Origin of the sequence: Sphingobium anseongense (assembly GCF_037725245.1) — a bacterium.
In the GTDB taxonomy this organism is placed as follows: Bacteria; Pseudomonadota; Alphaproteobacteria; order Sphingomonadales; family Sphingomonadaceae; genus Sphingobium.
The window spans coordinates 66,573-84,142 of record NZ_JBBJUL010000010.1 but is presented as its reverse complement, the minus strand read 5'-3'; the positions used below and the strand labels follow the sequence as shown (position 1 = coordinate 84,142).

General features: G+C 64.8%; 18 protein-coding genes. 3 read left to right on the top strand and 15 right to left on the bottom strand.

Translation table 11 applies throughout. The features are described 5' to 3' along the window. Positions 1-91 precede the first annotated feature (91 nt). The 10 genes from WG908_RS13635 to WG908_RS13590 form a co-directional block, all read right to left on the bottom strand. Complete coding sequence (locus WG908_RS13635) at positions 92-580, bottom strand: VOC family protein (RefSeq protein ID WP_340187142.1); 489 nt, start codon at positions 578-580, stop codon at positions 92-94. Between the two features lie 290 nt (positions 581-870). Continuing rightward, positions 871-1,485 (bottom strand): septation protein IspZ, encoded by a 615-nt coding sequence (gene ispZ / locus WG908_RS13630; protein WP_340187141.1) that lies wholly within the window; start codon positions 1,483-1,485, stop codon positions 871-873. Positions 1,486-1,533: 48 nt separating this feature from the next. Next, the gene (gene ftsY / locus WG908_RS13625; RefSeq protein ID WP_340187140.1) at positions 1,534-2,466 is read right to left on the bottom strand and encodes a signal recognition particle-docking protein FtsY; all 933 of its coding nucleotides are present in this window, start codon (positions 2,464-2,466) and stop codon (positions 1,534-1,536) included. Beyond that, a complete protein-coding gene (gene mtaB, locus WG908_RS13620) occupies positions 2,459-3,700 on the bottom strand; it encodes a tRNA (N(6)-L-threonylcarbamoyladenosine(37)-C(2))-methylthiotransferase MtaB (RefSeq protein WP_340187139.1) in 1,242 nt (413 codons plus the stop codon). Before mtaB ends, ftsY begins: the two co-directional genes overlap by 8 nt. Before the next feature lie 2 nt (positions 3,701-3,702). After that, complete coding sequence (gene dapF / locus WG908_RS13615; protein ID WP_340187138.1) at positions 3,703-4,506, bottom strand: diaminopimelate epimerase; 804 nt, start codon at positions 4,504-4,506, stop codon at positions 3,703-3,705. Between the two features lie 52 nt (positions 4,507-4,558). Continuing rightward, a complete protein-coding gene (queA, locus tag WG908_RS13610; RefSeq protein ID WP_340187137.1) occupies positions 4,559-5,587 on the bottom strand; it encodes a tRNA preQ1(34) S-adenosylmethionine ribosyltransferase-isomerase QueA in 1,029 nt (342 codons plus the stop codon). Positions 5,588-5,617: 30 nt separating this feature from the next. Next, complete coding sequence (locus WG908_RS13605; protein ID WP_340187136.1) at positions 5,618-6,352, bottom strand: peptidylprolyl isomerase; 735 nt, start codon at positions 6,350-6,352, stop codon at positions 5,618-5,620. Between the two features lie 97 nt (positions 6,353-6,449). Continuing rightward, a complete protein-coding gene (gene coaD / locus WG908_RS13600; protein WP_340187135.1) occupies positions 6,450-6,965 on the bottom strand; it encodes a pantetheine-phosphate adenylyltransferase in 516 nt (171 codons plus the stop codon). 2 nt (positions 6,966-6,967) lie between these two features. Beyond that, entirely contained in the window at positions 6,968-7,876 is a 909-nt protein-coding gene (locus tag WG908_RS13595) for a polyprenyl synthetase family protein (RefSeq protein ID WP_340187134.1), read from the bottom strand. Positions 7,877-7,881: 5 nt separating this feature from the next. Continuing rightward, positions 7,882-8,154, bottom strand: a complete 273-nt coding sequence (locus WG908_RS13590) for an exodeoxyribonuclease VII small subunit (RefSeq protein WP_340187133.1) — start codon at positions 8,152-8,154, stop codon at positions 7,882-7,884. 167 nt (positions 8,155-8,321) lie between these two features. Here WG908_RS13590 and WG908_RS13585 point away from each other — a divergent pair, with 167 nt between their 5' ends. After that, entirely contained in the window at positions 8,322-8,708 is a 387-nt protein-coding gene (locus WG908_RS13585; RefSeq protein ID WP_340187132.1) for a hypothetical protein, read from the top strand. A gap of 33 nt (positions 8,709-8,741) precedes the next feature. Here WG908_RS13585 and WG908_RS13580 read toward each other — a convergent pair whose 3' ends face one another. The 3 genes from WG908_RS13580 to WG908_RS13570 all read right to left on the bottom strand — a co-directional run bounded on the left by WG908_RS13580 (position 8,742) and on the right by WG908_RS13570 (position 11,527). Continuing rightward, a complete protein-coding gene (locus WG908_RS13580) occupies positions 8,742-10,076 on the bottom strand; it encodes a hypothetical protein (protein ID WP_340187131.1) in 1,335 nt (444 codons plus the stop codon). After that, the gene (locus WG908_RS13575) at positions 10,073-11,095 is read right to left on the bottom strand and encodes a glycosyltransferase family 2 protein (RefSeq protein WP_340187130.1); all 1,023 of its coding nucleotides are present in this window, start codon (positions 11,093-11,095) and stop codon (positions 10,073-10,075) included. The genes WG908_RS13580 and WG908_RS13575 overlap by 4 nt, the downstream gene beginning before the upstream one ends. Before the next feature lie 84 nt (positions 11,096-11,179). Continuing rightward, on the bottom strand, positions 11,180-11,527 hold the full coding sequence (locus WG908_RS13570; RefSeq protein WP_340187129.1) for an EamA family transporter: 348 nt from the start codon (positions 11,525-11,527) through the stop codon (positions 11,180-11,182). 118 nt (positions 11,528-11,645) lie between these two features. Between WG908_RS13570 and purL the strand changes: the two genes are divergently transcribed. Continuing rightward, entirely contained in the window at positions 11,646-13,823 is a 2,178-nt protein-coding gene (purL, locus tag WG908_RS13565) for a phosphoribosylformylglycinamidine synthase subunit PurL (RefSeq protein ID WP_340187128.1), read from the top strand. 87 nt (positions 13,824-13,910) lie between these two features. Here the strand turns inward: purL and wecB are convergent, their stop codons facing one another. Next, positions 13,911-15,023, bottom strand: coding sequence for a non-hydrolyzing UDP-N-acetylglucosamine 2-epimerase (wecB, locus tag WG908_RS13560; protein WP_340187181.1), 1,113 nt, complete (start codon positions 15,021-15,023; stop codon positions 13,911-13,913). A 168-nt stretch (positions 15,024-15,191) separates the two neighbouring features. Here wecB and WG908_RS13555 point away from each other — a divergent pair, with 168 nt between their 5' ends. Next, positions 15,192-16,508 (top strand): UDP-glucose dehydrogenase family protein, encoded by a 1,317-nt coding sequence (locus WG908_RS13555; protein WP_340187127.1) that lies wholly within the window; start codon positions 15,192-15,194, stop codon positions 16,506-16,508. A 107-nt stretch (positions 16,509-16,615) separates the two neighbouring features. On the opposite strand, the gene WG908_RS13550 is transcribed toward WG908_RS13555, so the two are convergent. After that, positions 16,616-17,476, bottom strand: coding sequence for an ABC transporter permease (locus WG908_RS13550; RefSeq protein WP_340187126.1), 861 nt, complete (start codon positions 17,474-17,476; stop codon positions 16,616-16,618). Positions 17,477-17,570: the final 94 nt, after the last annotated feature.

Below are 17,570 nucleotides of genomic sequence, written 5' to 3'. Positions count from 1 at the left end.
GGCGCGCGCGGCGCGCAACCGCTGCCGATATCGTGTCGGCGCCAGAAATCCCAAGCGCCTGCCGCCGACCCGAACGGGATGTGCGTACCTGTCAGGGGTGGGCTGTTTCCTGCTCCACCTCGATGAAACGAATCTCGCCGTCGCGATAATCAATCTGGCTATAGATCAGCCAGGTGTTCATGAACACCGGCCCATGGCGCTCCCGTACCAGCAGACGTTCTGACCATGAGCCGGCCGGATGAACGGACTCCCACAGCGGGCTGATCTCAAAACCCTTCGCTTCCAGTTTTTCTTTATGCGCATCGAGATCCTCCACACCGTAAATGACGGCAAGCACCCCTTCCCCACGGTTGTCGAGCAGGTCGTGCAGGCTTTCATTCTGTTCGGTCCGCTCGGGCATGGGCGCGACGATTTCCAGACCGGCGGACCAGTCAATGTACAATACGACCCCCACATGAGGTCGATCGGTACGCTGCAACTTCGCATCCGTGAGCGCCTCCAGTCGAGCCGCATTTGCTTCGACCGTTTCCCATCTGGAAATATACGCGACATGATCGACATGATTGATAAAGCGCTTCATGAATCCGCTCCAAAGGCTGTTCGCATCAGCCGGTGCGGCATTGCCATCCGCGGCGGCGCCTGACCGGCCATGCGTGCCAAATCAGCAACCATGCCATTGACCGGGACCAGCCGACTGTCGGGCTCGCAGGTCATCCAATTCTCCTGAGACTATTATGATATTCTATCGTCAGAACCAAAGCCAACGGCAAGTTGGCGCCTATCGCAAACGACAGGCGAGCCGCTGACAATGGCGAAGCGCGCCGTGGCTCAACGCTGCCCCTTTTACAGCCCCTGACCGCGCCTTGCCCCCTACCCCTGCGGCGGCGTGGTTTCGCCGATTTCCTCGCTGTCGAGCTTTGCGCCGATGTCTAGCCCGTGACGCATCAGCATCGGGATATTGGCCGCGGCGAAAAGGACCGACACGATCGTTACACCCCACACCTTGATCGCAAGCCAGGTGTCGAAGGTCATCGTGGCGCGCATGGCTTCGTTGGCGATGGCCATGAACAGAAAAAACACCGCCCAGTTGCGCGACAGCTTGCGCCAGCCTTCATCGGTCAGCCCGTCATAGGCGGCCTGCAACAGATATTTGAGCAAAGACTTGCCGCGCAGCAGCCCGGCGAACAGCATCAGCGCGAAGAAGCTGTAGATGATCGTGGGCTTGAGCTGGATGAATTTTTCGTCGCGGAAATAGATGGTCAGGCTGCCGAAGAACAGCACCAGCATGGCCGAAAGCCACAGCATCGGCGACACCTTGCCAAGCTTCACTTTCGACACGATGACGGCAACGGCGATGGCCGCCATGAACACCGCGGTCCCCGCGATCATGCCAAGGAATTTATAGGACAGGAAGAACGCCAGCAGCGGCCCGAAATCGAGCGCCAGGCTGAGCGTGCCGTTATGGGCGGGTTTGGTTTGCGCCATGTTCACTCCGTCTTGCCCGCGCGTCGGGGAACAGCGGGCCGACGGGCATCAGCGCGCATAAGCGGTTCCGGCGATGGCGCGGGCCATGTCGCCCGCGTCGAAGGGGCGCAGGTCCTCGATCTTTTCGCCAACGCCGATGGCGTGGATCGGCAGGCGGTATTTTTCCGCCGCCGCGACCAGCACGCCGCCGCGCGCGGTGCCGTCCAGCTTGGTCATGACAAGGCCGGTGACCTGCGCGACATCCTTGAACACTTCGATCTGCGACAAGCCATTCTGTCCCGTGGTGGCATCCAGCACCAGCACAACGTCGTGCGGGGCCGCCGGGTTCAATCGCCCAAGCACGCGGCGGATCTTGGCAAGCTCGTCCATCAATTCGGTGCGGTTCTGCAAGCGCCCGGCGGTATCGACGATCAGCACGTCGATGCCGGTGGCGGTCGCCTGCTTGACCGCCTCATAGACGATGCCGGCGGCATCGCCCCCTTCCTTGCCCGACACGATCGGCACGCCCAGCCGCTCGGCCCAGATCTTGAGCTGGCCGATGGCGGCGGCGCGGAATGTGTCGCCCGCCGCCAGCATCACGCCATAATCCTGTTCCAGGAAATTATGGGCGAGCTTGGCGATGGTCGTCGTCTTGCCAGAGCCGTTGACGCCGATCACCAATATCACCTGGGGCCGGGGAAAGGCTTCGATCTCCAGCGGGCGGGCGACCGGGGCGAGCGTCTTTTCGATCTCCTCGGCGATGATCTCGCGCAGATATTCCTCGGTCAGTTCCTTGTTGAACCGCCCTTCGGCCAGGCGCTGGCGGATGCGCGCGGCCATGGCGGGGCCAAGGTCGCTGACGATCAACGCCTCCTCGATCTCGTCCAGCGTCTGGTCGTCGAGCGCGGCCTTGCCGAACAGGCCGGTCAGGTTTTCGCCCAATTTGTCGGATGTGCGCCGAAGCCCGCCGAACAGGCGGTCGCGCCAGGAGATTTCACTCATGGCCAGCCTCTTGCGCGATCAGCGTGCCATTCTCAAGGCCCGTGATGCGGGCGGAGGCGATGGTTGACGCGCGCTGCGGCGCGGCAAAGCGCACGGGCGCGAAATTTTCGGCATGGCCGTTCATGCCGTCGCGTTCGACCAGCACCGACTGGACGGTGCCAATCAGGCTGGCGAGCCAGGCGGCACGGCTCGCTTCGCAGGCGGCACGCAGGCGGGCGGCGCGGGCCTTGATCGTCGCACTGTCGACCTGCGGCATGCGCGCGGCGGGCGTGCCGGCACGCGGCGAATAGGGAAAGACATGGCCGTGGACGATCGCGCAGTCGGCGACCAGCGCCACGCTGCGCGCGAACATCGCCTCGTCCTCGGTCGGAAAGCCGGCGATGATGTCCGCGCCGATGCTGATGTCCGGGCGCGCCGCTCGCAACCGCTCGACGATCCGCACCGCGTCGGCGCGGGTGTGGCGGCGCATCATCCGCTTGAGGATCATGTCGTCGCCCGACTGGAGCGACAGGTGCAGATGCGGCATCAGGCGCGGTTCGTGGGCGATCAGGTCGAACATCCGCTCATCGATCTCGACACTGTCGAGCGATGACAGGCGCAGGCGCGGCAGGGCGGGCGCGCCCTTCAATATGCGTTGGATCAGCAGGCCCAGGCTGGGCTGGCCGGGCAGATCGGGACCATAGCTGGTGACGTCGACGCCGGTCAGCACGACCTCGCGATACCCCGCATCGACCAGTTCACGCACCTTGTCCACCACCGCTCCTGCGGGCACCGATCGGCTGTTGCCCCGGCCATAGGGAATGACGCAGAAGGTGCAGCGATGGTCGCAGCCATTTTGCACCTCGACAAAGGCGCGGGCATGATCGGCAAAGGCGCTCGCCATGTGGGGCGCTGTGTCCCGGACGGCCATGATGTCGGCGACGCGCACGCGCGCCTCGCCGCCGTAGGAGGCCGCTTCCATCTTCTCGCGATTGCCGATCACGGCATCGACTTCGGGCATCTCCGCGAACATGGCGGGGTCGGTCTGGGCGGCGCAGCCCGTCACCATGATGCGCGCCTCCGGCCGGGCGCGGCGCGCGCGGCGGATCGCCTGGCGGGTCTGGCGCACGGCCTGCGCGGTGACGGCGCAGCTGTTGACGACGATCAGGTCGTGCGCGTCCATCGTCATCTCGCGGATCGCCGCGCTTTCGGCGATGTTGAGGCGACAGCCCAGGGTGATGATCTCGGGCGGCATCGTCAGAAGCGCGCCCAGTCGGCCTCGCCATCGAACACATGGGTGGCGGGGCCGGTCATGCGGATGGGGCCGCCGGGCGTCCAGTCGATCAGCAGGTCGCCTCCGGGCAGGCTGACGGTGACGGGACCGGCCACCAGGCCCCGGCGGACGGCGGCGACCGCGGTGGCGCATGCCCCGGTGCCGCAGGCGCGCGTAAGGCCCGCGCCGCGCTCCCAGACGATCAGGCGGATATGATGGTCCCCCAGGATCTGCGCGAAATTGACGTTCACGCGCGCGGGGAACAATGCGTCCTGCTCGATCATCGGGCCAAGGCGCCCGGCGTCGAAGCCATCCAGATCGTCGCAGAAAAAGATGACATGCGGGTTGCCGACATTGACCGCGGCGGGTGCGGGCAGATCTTCCCAACCCACCGGCAGCGTCAGCGTATCCATGGCATAGGCGAGCGGAATCTCGTCCCAGCCAAAGCGCGGCGCGCCCATGTCGACGCTCGCCCCGCCATCGACCGCCCTGGCGTCGAGCAGCCCCGCGCGGGTTTCGATCAGCACGTCGCGCCCGACGAACAGCGGCACGCAGCGGGTGGCGTTGCCGCACGCCTCGACCTCGCTGCCGTCGGCGTTGAAAATCCGCATCGACACATCGGCGCGATCCGAAGGACCGATCAGGATGAGCTGGTCGCAGCCGATGCCGGCATGGCGATCGGCAATTGCCCGCACCTGGCCGCTGGTGAGTTCGACCGCGCCATCGCGCGCGTCGATCACCACGAAGTCGTTGCCCAGCCCATGCATCTTGGAAAAGCGGCTCATCATCGGCGCGCATGTAGAGTGTGCGGGAGCAAAAGGCCAGTGGGTGGACGGCGCGTCAGGGCAGCAGCAGCGAGGAATCGCCATAGCTGTAGAAGCGATAATCCTGCGCGATCGCATGCGCGTAGACCGCCTGCATCTTTTCCGTGCCCATCAGCGCGCTGACCAGCATGAACAGGGTCGATTTGGGCAGGTGAAAATTGGTCATCAGCCCGTCGATGGCGCGAAAGCGGTAGCCGGGCGTGATGAAGATGCGGGTTTCGTCCTCGAACGGCTGGATGACGCCATCCTCCCGCGCCGCGCTTTCGAGCAGGCGCAGGCTGGTGGTGCCGACCGCGATCAGGCGGCCGCCATTGGCGCGCACGGCGTTGAGGCGCGCGGCGGCGGCCGATCCGATCCGGCCCCATTCGGCGTGCATCCGGTGCGCGTCGGTGTCTTCGGCCTTGACCGGCAGGAATGTGCCCGCGCCGACATGCAGCGTCAGCGTTTCGCGCCCGATGCCCGCCGCGTCGAGCGCGGCGATCAGTCCGGGCGTGAAGTGCAGCGCGGCGGTGGGCGCGGCGACCGCGCCGTCCTCGCGCGCGAACATCGTCTGGTAATCGGTGCGGTCGCGCGCGTCGGTCGCGCGCTTGCTGGCGATATAGGGCGGCAGCGGCATCCGCCCTGCCCGCTCCAACAGCAGTTCGACCGGCTCGTCGCCTTCGAAACGCAGCGTGACGCCGCCCTCGTCGTCGCGCGGTCCGGCAATGGCCGTCACGTCGGCGCCGAAATCGATGCGGTCGCCTGCGCGCACCCGCTTGGCGTTGCGCAGGAACGCCTGCCATTCGCGCAGCGAAAGCCGCTTGTGCAGCGTTGCGCCGATGCGCGCGTCGCCGCGCCGGCCCTCAAGCTGGGCGGGGATGACGCGGGTGTCGTTGAATATCAGGCAATCGCCGGCGCGCAGCAGCGACGGCAGATCGCTGACGATGCGGTCCTCAAGCTGCGCATCGCCCGCGACCAGCAGCAACCGTGCGCTATCGCGCGGCGACGCGGGGCGCAACGCGATCCGCTCGGGCGGCAGGTCGAAATCGAACAGGTCAACGCGCATGACGGCGGCCCCGTCGCCGGGGATCGGGTCCTATTGCGCCGGCGCGGATTCGGGCGCCGGCGCGGGTTCCGCGACGGGCGCAGAGTCGGCGACCGGCGGGACGATGCCGGCCACGCCGTCCGATTCGATCGACGCGCGCACGATGGTCGTCGGGTTGGCTGGCGGCTCACCCGGCGCGATGGCATCGACATAGGCCATGCCTTCGATCACCCGGCCCAGCACGGTATATTTCTTGTCGAGCTGCATACGCGGCAACAGCACGATGAAGAACTGGCTGTTAGCACTGTCCTCGCCCGCCGCGCGCGCCATCGACAGCGTGCCGCGCAGATGCGGCAACTGGTTGAATTCGGCCTTGAGGTCGGGCAGCGGCGAACCGCCGGTGCCATCGCCCTTGGGGTCGCCGCCCTGCGCCATGAAACCGGGGATGACACGATGGAATTTCAGGCCATTGTAAAATCCCTGGCGCGTCAGTTCCTTGATCCGGTCGACATGCGCGGGCGCGACGTCGGGACGCAACTGGATGCGCACGCGCCCGCCGGTCGACAGGTCCAGGTCCCACACATTGGCGGGGTCGATCGGCACGGTGGCGGGCGGCAGCTTGGCAGCGGTGTCGCCGCTCAGCGCCTTGGCCGTTTCCTCGGCGCGCGCGGCGGCTTCTGCCTTTTTAAGGTCTTCGCCCTTGCCGCCCTGGGCCATCGCCGGCCCGGCCGCGGCCATCATCGCGCAACCGATCGCCAAAGCCTTCAGCGCCGAAGTCAAACCCATAAACTGATCGCCTTTTACCAAATGTCGTCCGACAAGCGGAATGCCCTGATAGCGTGCTCTTCGCGATTGGCAACTGAACCGGGGATGAGCGGCGCGGTCAACCGCCCTTGCGGCCCAGTTTCTCGACCCGCGCCACGACTTCATCGCGCACCATAGGCCCGACGAACTTGTCGATCGGCCCGCCATACAGGGCGATTTCCTTGACCAGCCGGCTGGCGATCGGTTGCAGGCACACGTCCGCCATCAGGAAGACGGTTTCGACCCGGCCGTTGATCTGCTGGTTCATGCCCGCCATCTGATATTCATATTCGAAGTCGGCGACCGCGCGCAGGCCGCGAACGATGATGCTGGCCCCCTGCGCCTCGGCAAAATCCATCAACAGCGAATTGAAGCCGGTGACGACGATCTCGGCGTCGATCCCGGCGCATTCGCGCCTTACCATCTCCAGCCGCTCTTCATCGCTGAACATCGGCGATTTGGCGATGTTGGTGGTGACCCCGATCACCAGCTTGTCGACCAGCTTCGCGCCGCGCCGGATGATGTCCATATGGCCGAGCGTTATCGGATCGAACGTGCCTGGATAGACACCTATGCGCGCCTTGACTTCCCCCATGATCAGCGGTCCCTCTCCACGATATAGTCGGCGATCGCGCGCAACAGGTCCGCTTCCGCGCCAAAGCCGTGCAGGTGCGCCTTGGCCTGGTCGACCAGCAGCAGCGCCTGTTCGCGTGCGCGCTCCGCCCCGAGCAGCGACACGAATGTTTCCTTGCCCGCGTCCGCATCCTTGCCCAGCGCCTTGCCCGCGAGCGCGGCGTCCCCCTCCACGTCCAGCAGGTCGTCGGCGATCTGGAAGGCAAGGCCGATATCGCGGGCATAGCCGTGCAGGCCGGTGCGCGCCTCGGGCGGGATCCGCGCCAGGATCGCGCCCGCCTCGATGCAAAAGCCGATCAGCGCGCCGGTCTTGAGCTGTTGCAGCCGCGTGACGGTGGCCAGGTCGAAGCTCGCCTTTCCTGCTTCCAGGTCCATCATCTGCCCGCCGGCCATGCCCGCCGGGCCGCTGGCGGCGGCCAGCGCGCGGACCAGGTCGCATCGGACGAACGGGTCGCCATGGGTCGCTTCGTCCACCAATATCTCGAACGCCAGGTCGTGCAGGCAATCGCCGGCCAGGATCGCGGTGGCTTCGTCGAACGCCTTGTGAACGGTCGGCTTGCCCCGGCGCATGTCGTCATCGTCCATCGCGGGTAGGTCGTCATGCACCAGCGAATAGACGTGGATGCATTCGACCGCGAGGCCGACGCGCAACGCCGATTCCTCCGCGATGTTGAACAATTCGGCGGTCGCTTCGACCAGCAGGGGGCGCAGCCGCTTGCCGCCGCCCATCGCCGCATGACGCATCGCTTCATACAGGCGGCGGCGCGGGTCGTCGGGAAGCGGCAACAGGTCGGCAAAGGCACGGTCGATCGCCGCCGCGGTGGCCCCGGCACGCTTGCCTACCAGCGCGCTTGCCGTGCCTTGTCCCTTCATGCGCCTCAGTCCACGCCGAACGGCTGCGTGCCGCTGATCGCGCCGCTGGCGTCGATGGTCAGCTTGGCGATCCGCGCCTCGGCATCCGCCAGCCGCTGGGCGCATTGCTTGCGCAGCGCTTCGCCCTCCGCATAGAGGCTGATCGATTCATCGAGCGGCACATCGCCGCTTTCCAGCCGCCGCACGATGGTTTCGAGCGCGCGCAGCGCATCCTCGAACGACAGGGTGGCCAGATCGGGAGCGGCACCATCGGCGCTGGGTGTCGGTTGGTCGGTCATTAATGCCTGCATTGGCCCCGGTGGCTGCCCCGGTCAAGCCGGGACGCGCGGCGTACGGCGGATTGTGCGACACAGGATCGTCACACGCTGATGGCACGCCGCAAGGCAAAGTCAGGCGCAGTTAACCATTGACGCGTCATGCTGCACATGCACATAGAAGGACCGCTATGAAATATTGTCTCCCCATGCTCGCCGCCGCATCGCTCGGCCTCTTGTCCGCCTGCGGCTCTTCCAATGACGAACCCGAAGTCGTGGGCGGCCCCGCCGACCCGATGGCCAAGGAACTGGCGAACGCCGCCGCGGTCGAACTGCCGCCTTCGGTCAAGAACAGCTTCCAGTATCGCTGCAAGGACAACAGCCTGCTGTTCATCGACTTCATGAGCGATGACAAGACGGCGCTGCTGCGGACCGAAAAGTCGGGCACGCCGACCCGCCTGACCGCCGCCGAACCCGGCAAGCCCTTCACCGCCGAGGGCGGTTATGAAGTGACCGGCAACGGCAAGCAGATCACCGCCGCCGTCGCAGGCAAGCCGGCCCTGAGCTGCAAGGCCTGATCCCTACCGTCTTTCCTGTTCCGGGGCCGGACGTCACACGACGCCCGGCCCTTTTTCCATGGCGTGCCGACCGACGCGGAACTGGAAAAGCGCCGACCCGCATAAAAGGAGCATCGCCGTCAGGAGTATCGCCGGATTGAGCATGACCTGCCAGGACAAAACGCCGTCGAAAAGATAGTTTTTGGGGCTGAGTACGAGCAGCGATGCCACGAGCGCGACCGTCCGGTCAAATTCGCGTCGGGGTAGCATGGCGCCATCGTTGGCCGGCGCCAGCGTGATTGCGATCGGGACCAGCAGGAATGGTAGCAGATGGTAATCGGCGAAAACGGTGGAAGCGAGGGCATAGGTCGCACAGCTCGCGAACAGCAGGATCGCCGGATCGACTCGATGGCGAACATGTTCAGCCAGAACGATCAGAAAGGGCGCAACCGACAGAAGCAGAGCCAATCGATCCAGCCCTGGTCGATGCGAAAACAAGAATGCCAATGCGCCGGACAACGAAGATCCGTACGCGACGCCCCCGCCTTCGACGACATATCTCTGGTAATAATTTTGGAGCCCACCGAAAAAATGCGGCAAATCATAGTCGGGATAAATCCAGCCCGACAGAAACATGCATACCGTGAAGAGGCCCATCGTGGCGGTCGCCCCCACGAGCATCGCCTGATTGCGCCTTGGCCAATGCAGCAACAGGAAAATGAGCGCAAAAATTGCGGCATTGGGGCGGATATTGATGGCAACAGCCAGCAGAAGCGCGCCGGCGACGCGTCCCCGTCCCTGCAAGGCCAACGCCAGTGCATGAATGATGGCGAGGCCGGCGAAAGCCGCGAATAAATTGCCTCGAGCCACCATCATGAGTGCTGGATAGCTGATCAGCCCGAATATGAACCACAGCAGCGCCGCGCGCCTAACGGCGACCGCGCCATGCACGATATGCCACCAATAGCACAGGATACCGATCAGCTGGATGCAGAACAGCAGCAGCGGATCGACCCATCGCATCGCCCACAGGTTGGCCAGCGAATATAGCGTCGACAAAGGGGGCACATGCAGATGGGTAATATACGGCCCTCCCAGCCCTTGCGCCCCGCGATAGGGATTATCGATCAGGTACGGGGCGATCTGTTCGCGCACGATCCACCAATCGGGCAGTTCCACGGCGCTGCCGCCAGGATAGGACAGGACGAACTTGAAATAGTCGGCAAAATAATCCCCTTGGCAGCACAGAAAATTGGCGAAGGGTCGTGGCCAGCCAAGGCAAGCGGCAGCGATGTTGAAAATAAGCTGGTAAGCCAGCAGGCCGCCGACCGCGATCAAACTGGTTCGAGCAACGGCGATCGTCTCCTCTCGCCTGACCTTCGACGTCATGGCCACAAGCGCGCGTGCGGCGACGCGTCGGCGACGCTGACTGGATCGTCCGCACGTGTAGAAGCGAAGGGCCGACCGGTATCACGCGCCACGATGTAAAGCGGCCGACCCTTGGTTTCCCGGTGTATCCTGCCAACATAGAGACCCACGGTGCCGATCATCAACAGATTGAGCCCCGACAGCAGCGATGTCAGCACTGCGAGCGAAGCCCAGCCGCTGACCAGCCGCACGCCCAGAAGAGCAATCGTCAAAACATAAGTTCCGTAGAGAATCGCGGCGAGCGATACGCCCGCGCCCGCCCATAACGCCCATCGCAAAGGCGCGTCCGAAAACCCGATGATCCCGTCCAGCGCAAGACGGAGCATTTTGAACAGCGAATATTTGGTCTTGCCCGCGGCCCGCTCGTCGCGCATGAATTCGACGATTGTCTGCCGATAGCCCATCCAGCCGAACATGCCCCTGACGTAGCGATCCTGTTCGGGCATAGCCCTGAACGTTTCTATCGCCCGACGATCGATCAACCGAAAATCGCCGACGTCGACGGGAATATCTATGTCGGACAAACGGTTGAGCAATCGGTAGAACAGATTTGCCGATAGTCTTTTGAAGCGGGTTTCACCTTGACGTGACCGCCTGCGGGCATGGACGATGTCGAAACCCTGCTGCCATTGATCGATCAGATCATGAACCAGTTCCGGCGGATCCTGAAGATCGGCATCCATCACAATCACAGCGCTACCGCCAGCCAGCTCCATGCCTGCCGTGATCGCGCTCTGATGCCCGAAATTTCGCGACAGGCCGATATAGCGATAGCGAGCGTCCGTGGCTGCCTTGGCGCAGATCATGGCCGCCGATGAATCCCGGCTGCCATCGTCCACCATCAGCACTTCGACCGGGCCTTCTATCTGATCCATCAGGCGGTCCAGCCGCCCGAACAGGCGTTGCAGCACCGCTTCCTCGTTATAGACCGGAATGACCAGGCTGATCGATTTGAATTCGGCGCACGGCTTCATCTGCATTCGCATTGCTCCCGGACGCCCTCGCCCGCCCAGCCGACATGCCGAAGGATGGTTAACAAGCGATGAGGATCGGCGCGGCGGCGCTCAGTTCGCCGCCGCGCTCTGCACGATGGCGAACAGTCCGGCAGCGATCAACAATGCGCCCAGGATCGCCTGCGGCGGCATCTGTTCCTTCAGCAGCAATGCCGAGCCGAGATAGACGAAAGCGAAAGTCAGCATGGTGAAGGGATAGACTGTCACCAGCGACGCGCGCGAAAGCGCCCATATCCAAAGCAAGGTGCTCAATCCGTAGCAAAACAGACCGCTCACAACGGTCCAACTGACGAAATCGACCAGTTCAATTCTGCCGCGCGCGCCGTGCCGAAATAGCAACTGCCCCCCTGCCGCAAGGCTGGTTGACAGGAGCAGGACAGCGGCAAGAAGCGGATTCATGGCGTGCATCTATGCCGGACCTCGACGGACGGGGAAAGTCTAACCCGCTTGCATGATCAGGATATCCGCATCGACGTGATCATTGCCCAAATCGAGCCGCCTCGCTAAAGGCGCGGGCATGTCCAGCACCACCAGCCCCATCACCCCGGAAATCGTCGCCGAGCACGGCCTTTCCACGGAAGAATATGACCGCGTCCTGCACGCCTTGGGGCGAGAGCCGAACTTGACGGAATTGGGCATATTTTCGGTCATGTGGTCGGAACATTGTTCGTATAAATCCTCCAAGATCCACCTGATGAAGCTGCCGACCACCGGTCCGCAGGTCATTTGCGGCCCCGGCGAAAATGCCGGCGTCGTCGATATCGGTGACGGGCAGGCGGCGATCTTCAAGATGGAAAGCCACAACCACCCCAGCTATATCGAACCCTATCAGGGTGCGGCAACCGGCGTCGGCGGCATTTTGCGCGACGTGTTCACCATGGGCGCGCGTCCCATCGCCAATATGAACGCACTGCGCTTTGGCCGGCCCGATCACCCCAGGATGCGCCACCTGATCAGCGGCGTGGTGCGCGGCATCGGCGGCTATGGCAATTGCGTCGGCGTGCCGACCGTGGGCGGCGAGGTGAATTTCCACCCCGCCTATGACGGCAACATCCTGGTCAATGCCATGACCGTGGGCATCGCCGACACCGACAAGATTTTCTATTCGGCGGCGTCGGGCGTTGGCAACTCCATCGTCTATGTCGGATCAAAGACCGGCCGCGACGGCATCCATGGCGCGACCATGGCCAGCGCCGATTTCGGCGAGGACAGCGACGCCAAGCGCCCCACGGTTCAGGTCGGAGATCCCTTCACCGAAAAGCTGCTGATCGAGGCGTGCCTGGAACTCATGGCGTCCGACGCGATCGTCGCGATTCAGGATATGGGCGCGGCGGGCCTGACCTCCTCCAGCGTCGAGATGGCGTCCAAGGGCGGCGTCGGCCTCCTCCTCAACATGGACGCCGTGCCCCAGCGCGAAAGCGGCATGACCGCCTATGAAATGATGCTCTCCGAATCGCAGGAGCGCATGTTGATGGTTCTCAAGCCCGGCCGCGAAGCCTTTGCCGAGGCCATTTTCCATAAATGGGAACTGGATTTCGCGGTGATCGGCGAAGTCACCGATACAGGCCGCATGGTCCTCGTCCACCATGGCGAAACCGTGTGCGACATTCCCCTCGCCCCGCTTGCCGACGATGCCCCGCTCTATGATCGACCCGCCGCCAGCAGGGATGATTACCGGGCATGGGCCAATGTCGCGCCGCTGGGCGACATCCCCCAATCGACCGATATTGGCGCGGACCTCATCAAGCTGATGGGCAGCCCCGACATCGCCAGCCGCCGCTGGATCTGGGAACAATATGATCACATGGTCGGCGCCGACACCGTCCAGCGCCCCGGCGGCGACGCGGCGGTGGTCCGGGTCCATGGATCGAGCAGGGGACTGGCGATCAGCACCGATTGCACCCCGCGCTATTGCTATGCCGACCCCTATGAAGGCGGCAAGCAGGCGATCGCCGAATGTTATCGCAACCTGAGCGCCGTCGGCGCGACCCCGCTCGCCGTCACCAACTGCCTCAACTTCGCCAATCCCCAGCGGCCCGAAATCATGGCCCAGCTGACCGGCTGCCTCGAAGGCATGGGCGACGCCTGCCGCGCGCTCGACTTCCCGATCGTGAGCGGCAACGTGTCGCTTTACAATGAGAGCAAGGCGACCGGCGGCGGCAGCGCGATTCTGCCGACCCCGGCAATCGGCGGCATCGGCTTGCTGGCCGACGTGGACAGGATGGCGACGGTTGCCTTCAGGAATGAAGGCGACGCCATCTGGCTGATCGGCGGCGAAGGCACGCATCTTGGCCAGTCGATCTGGCTGCGCGAAATCGCGGGCCGCGAAGCCGGCGATGCGCCCAGGGTCGACCTGGCCGCCGAACGCGCCAATGCAGATGCCGTTCGCGCCCTGGTGGCGGCGGGCGCCGTCACCGCCGTGCATGACATCAGCGATGGCGGGTTGATCGTCGCGCTCGCCGAAATGGCTCTGGCCGGCAATATCGGCTGCGAACTGACCGCGTCGCTGGATGCGGCCAAGGCTTTTGGCGAAGATCAGGGCCGATACGTCCTGACCGGCCCAGCAGGCAGCGCCCCTGCACATGCGGTCCGCATCGGCACGGTCGGCGGATCTGCCGTTGCCGGCGTTCCCCTCACCGACCTGCGCGCCGCGCACGAAGGCTTCTTTCCCAAGCTGATGGACGCCGAGCTGTAATCCCCGTCGTCCCCGCGCAGGCGGGGACCCATGTTTCGCATGCGGCCTGGCTTCGAACGCCTCCCCGACTAATCCCTCGTAATCGCCCTAGCCCGCCGCGATGATATCGGCGATCCGCTCCGCCGCCTTGCCGTCGCCGAAGGGGTTGTGCGCCCGCGCCATCGCCGCATAGGCCGCGTCATCGTCCAGCAGCGCCAGCGTCTTAGCGACGATCCGCGCCCTGTCCGCGCCGACCAGCTTCGCCGTCCCCGCCGCCACGCCTTCGGGCCGCTCGGTGGTTTCGCGCATCACCAGCACCGGCTTGCCGAGCGAGGGCGCCTCTTCCTGCACGCCGCCGCTGTCGGTCAGCACCAGGTGGCACATGTCGAGCAGCCGCACGAAATGGGGATAGTCGAGCGGGTCGATCATCGCGACGTTCGGCAACCCGCCCAGCACCGCATCCATGACCGGGCGGACATTGGGGTTGGGATGGACCGGAAAGATCACGGCGACATCGGGCCGCGCGGCGATGTCGGCGATCGACCGGGCGATCGATTCCATGCCGCCGCCGAAATTTTCGCGCCTGTGGCTGGTGACGGCGATGATCCGCTTGCCGGCAAAGCGCGCGGCGAGATCGTCAAGCCCGCTCGCCAGCGAGGCGTCGGCCCGAACCCGGTCGCGCGTCGCCAACAGCGCGTCGATCACGGTGTTGCCGGTGACATGGATGCCCGCCGCGTCCCGGCTTTCGGCGAGCAGCGCATCGGCCGCCCCCTGCGTCGGCGCGAAATTCATGTCGGCGATGCACGCGACGACGCGGCGGTTGACCTCTTCGGGCCATGGGTGGTGGATGTCGCCGCTGCGCAGCCCCGCCTCGACATGGGCGACCGGAATCTTGCGATAATAGGCGGCAAGGCTCGCGACCATGGTGGTCAGCGTGTCGCCGTGGACGACGATGCGGTCGGGCCGTTCGGCGTCGAACGCCTTGCCCAGTTCGACGATCAGCGTCGCGGTCAGGCCGTCGAGCGTCTGGTCGGGCGTCATGACGTCAAGGTCGATATCGGGGACGATCCCGGCCATGTTGAGCACCTGGTCGAGCAGGCCGCGATGCTGGGCGGTCACGATGACGCGTGCGTCGACCCCCGCCCGCGCGCGCAGCGCATGGACGACAGGGAACATCTTGATCGCTTCGGGCCGCGTCCCGAACACCAGCGCAACCTTCATCGTCATCCTTCGTTTCTGCCGCTCTTGCCCGCCGACATGCCAGCAAATGGTAACGATGCCCTGAACGATCGCACGCCCGAACATGCTTTACGCACGCTTTTGCAACCTTATGCGGCTATGCTAGAGGCTCGATCCCGGCTTCATCCGCGCAAAGGCATTACGAACGTTATGAAGATCACGATGATCGGCACAGGTTATGTTGGCCTGGTGTCGGGGGCCTGCTTTGCCGATTTCGGCCATGACGTGGTCTGTGTGGACAAGGATGCGGGCAAGATCGCGGCAATCGAATCGGGACGGATACCGATCTTCGAACCGGGGCTTGACCAGCTCGTGGGCAACAATGCCGCCGCAGGGCGCCTGACCTTCACCACCGATCTGGCCCAAGGGGTGCAGGGCGCGGACGCCATCTTCATCGCGGTCGGCACGCCTTCGCGTCGTGGCGACGGCCATGCCGACCTGTCCTACGTCTATGCCGCCGCGACGGAGATTGCGGGCGCGCTGGCCGGCCCGGCGGTGATCGTCACCAAATCGACCGTGCCGGTCGGCACCGGCGACGAAGTCGAACGAATCGTGCGGCATGCGCGCCCCGACATCGACATCGCCGTCGTATCCAACCCTGAATTCCTGCGCGAAGGCGCGGCAATCGGCGATTTCAAGCGGCCCGACCGCATCGTCGTTGGCACCGAGGATGAACGCGCGATGGCGGTGATGCGGCAAATCTATCGGCCGCTCTACCTCAACCAGGCGCCGTTGCTGTTCACCGGGCGGCGCACCGCCGAGCTGATCAAATATGCCGCCAATGCGTTTCTGGCGACCAAGATCACCTTCATCAACGAACTGGCGGACCTGTGCGAAGCGGTCGGCGCGGAGGTGCAGGAAGTGTCGCGCGGCATCGGCCTCGACAACCGCATCGGCTCCAAATTCCTCCATGCCGGTCCCGGCTATGGCGGCTCCTGCTTTCCCAAGGATACGCTGGCGCTGGTCAAGACCGGGCAGGATTATGACGCGCCGCTGCGAATCGTCGAAACGGTGGTGCAGGTCAATGACCTGCGCAAGCGGGCGATGGGGCGCAAGATCGTCAAGGCGATGGGCGGCGACGCGCGCGGCAGGACGGTCGCGCTGCTTGGCCTGACCTTCAAGCCCAATACCGACGACATGCGCGACGCCCCCAGCCTGGCGATCGTCCAGGCGCTGGAGGATGCGGGCGCGAACGTCGTCGCCTATGATCCCGAAGGCATGGCCGTCGCCGCGCCGATGATGGCGGGCGTAACCATGGCAAGCGACGCCTATGCCGCGGCGCAGGGCGCCGACGCGCTGGTGCTGGTCACCGAATGGGATATTTTCCGTGCGCTCGACTTGAAGCGCCTTGCCCAGTCGATGGCGCAGCCGGTGCTGGTCGACCTGCGCAACATCTATCCGCCGGCCGAAGCGGCAGCGGCAGGCTTTGCGCTGACCCGCGTCGGCGGCGCGGGCAGCGCCGGCTGATCATGGGTGCGGATCGCCCGCGCCTGCGCCACTGGTTGCTGGCGGCGGGCATGCTGACCCTGCTGATGCTGGTCGTACCGGTGGTCGCGGGACTGACCTGAGAACGGTCAGGCCTTGATCTTCCAGCCCCGGCGCAACAGCGCATAGCACAGGATCGCCAGCGCGACGTTGAGCGTCAGCAGCACCAGGCTGCCCGTCGCCACATCGGTATCCGCCGCCGCGACGAAGCCGTAGCGAAAACCCGAAATCGCGTAGAAGAACGGGTTGGCATGGCTGATCGTCTGGAAAAATGGCGACAGCCGGTCGATCGAATAGAATGTGCCCGACAACAGCGTCATCGGCCCGATGACGAAATTGGTGACGGCGGCGGCATGATCGAACTTGTCCGCCCAGATCGACGTCAGCACGCCGATGAACGCGACGAAGGTCGACCCGGCCATCCCGAACCACACGATCGCCCACAGATGGGCCGGCGCGACATGCACGCCCGGCCACAGCGCCATGGCGATCCACAACGCTCCGCCCACGGCGCACGCCCGCGTCACCGATGCCGCAACCAGCGCGAACAGCATTTCGCCCGTGGATATCGGCGGCATCAGATAGTCGATCAGCGTGCCCTGGATCTTGCCCACCAGCAGCGAAAAGCTGGCGTTGGCGAAGCTGCTGTTCATCATGCCCATGACCATCAGGCCCGGCGCGATGAAATCGGCGAACGGCACGCCCAGAACCTGGCGGCCCGCCCCGCCTTCGCCGCCGCCCAGCGCAATGGTGAAGATGATGAGGAACATCAGCGTCGTCGCCGCCGGCGCCCAGATCGTCTGCAACTGCACTTTCATGAAGCGGCGCACTTCCTTGGCATAGAGCGCGCGGGTGCCCGGCCAGTTGACGTTGCGGATCATGGCGACCCCCGGTTCGGGAAATGAGGCGCGGTCCGCGCTGGTGGCCGCAATTTTGGACTGGTCGTTCATGGTGGGATCGACTATCGGCTGGGGGTTCATGCTGCAAGGGCGTCGTCGCGAATTTGAACCCGCGCCGCCCCGTCCCCATATAGGGGTGCATCTT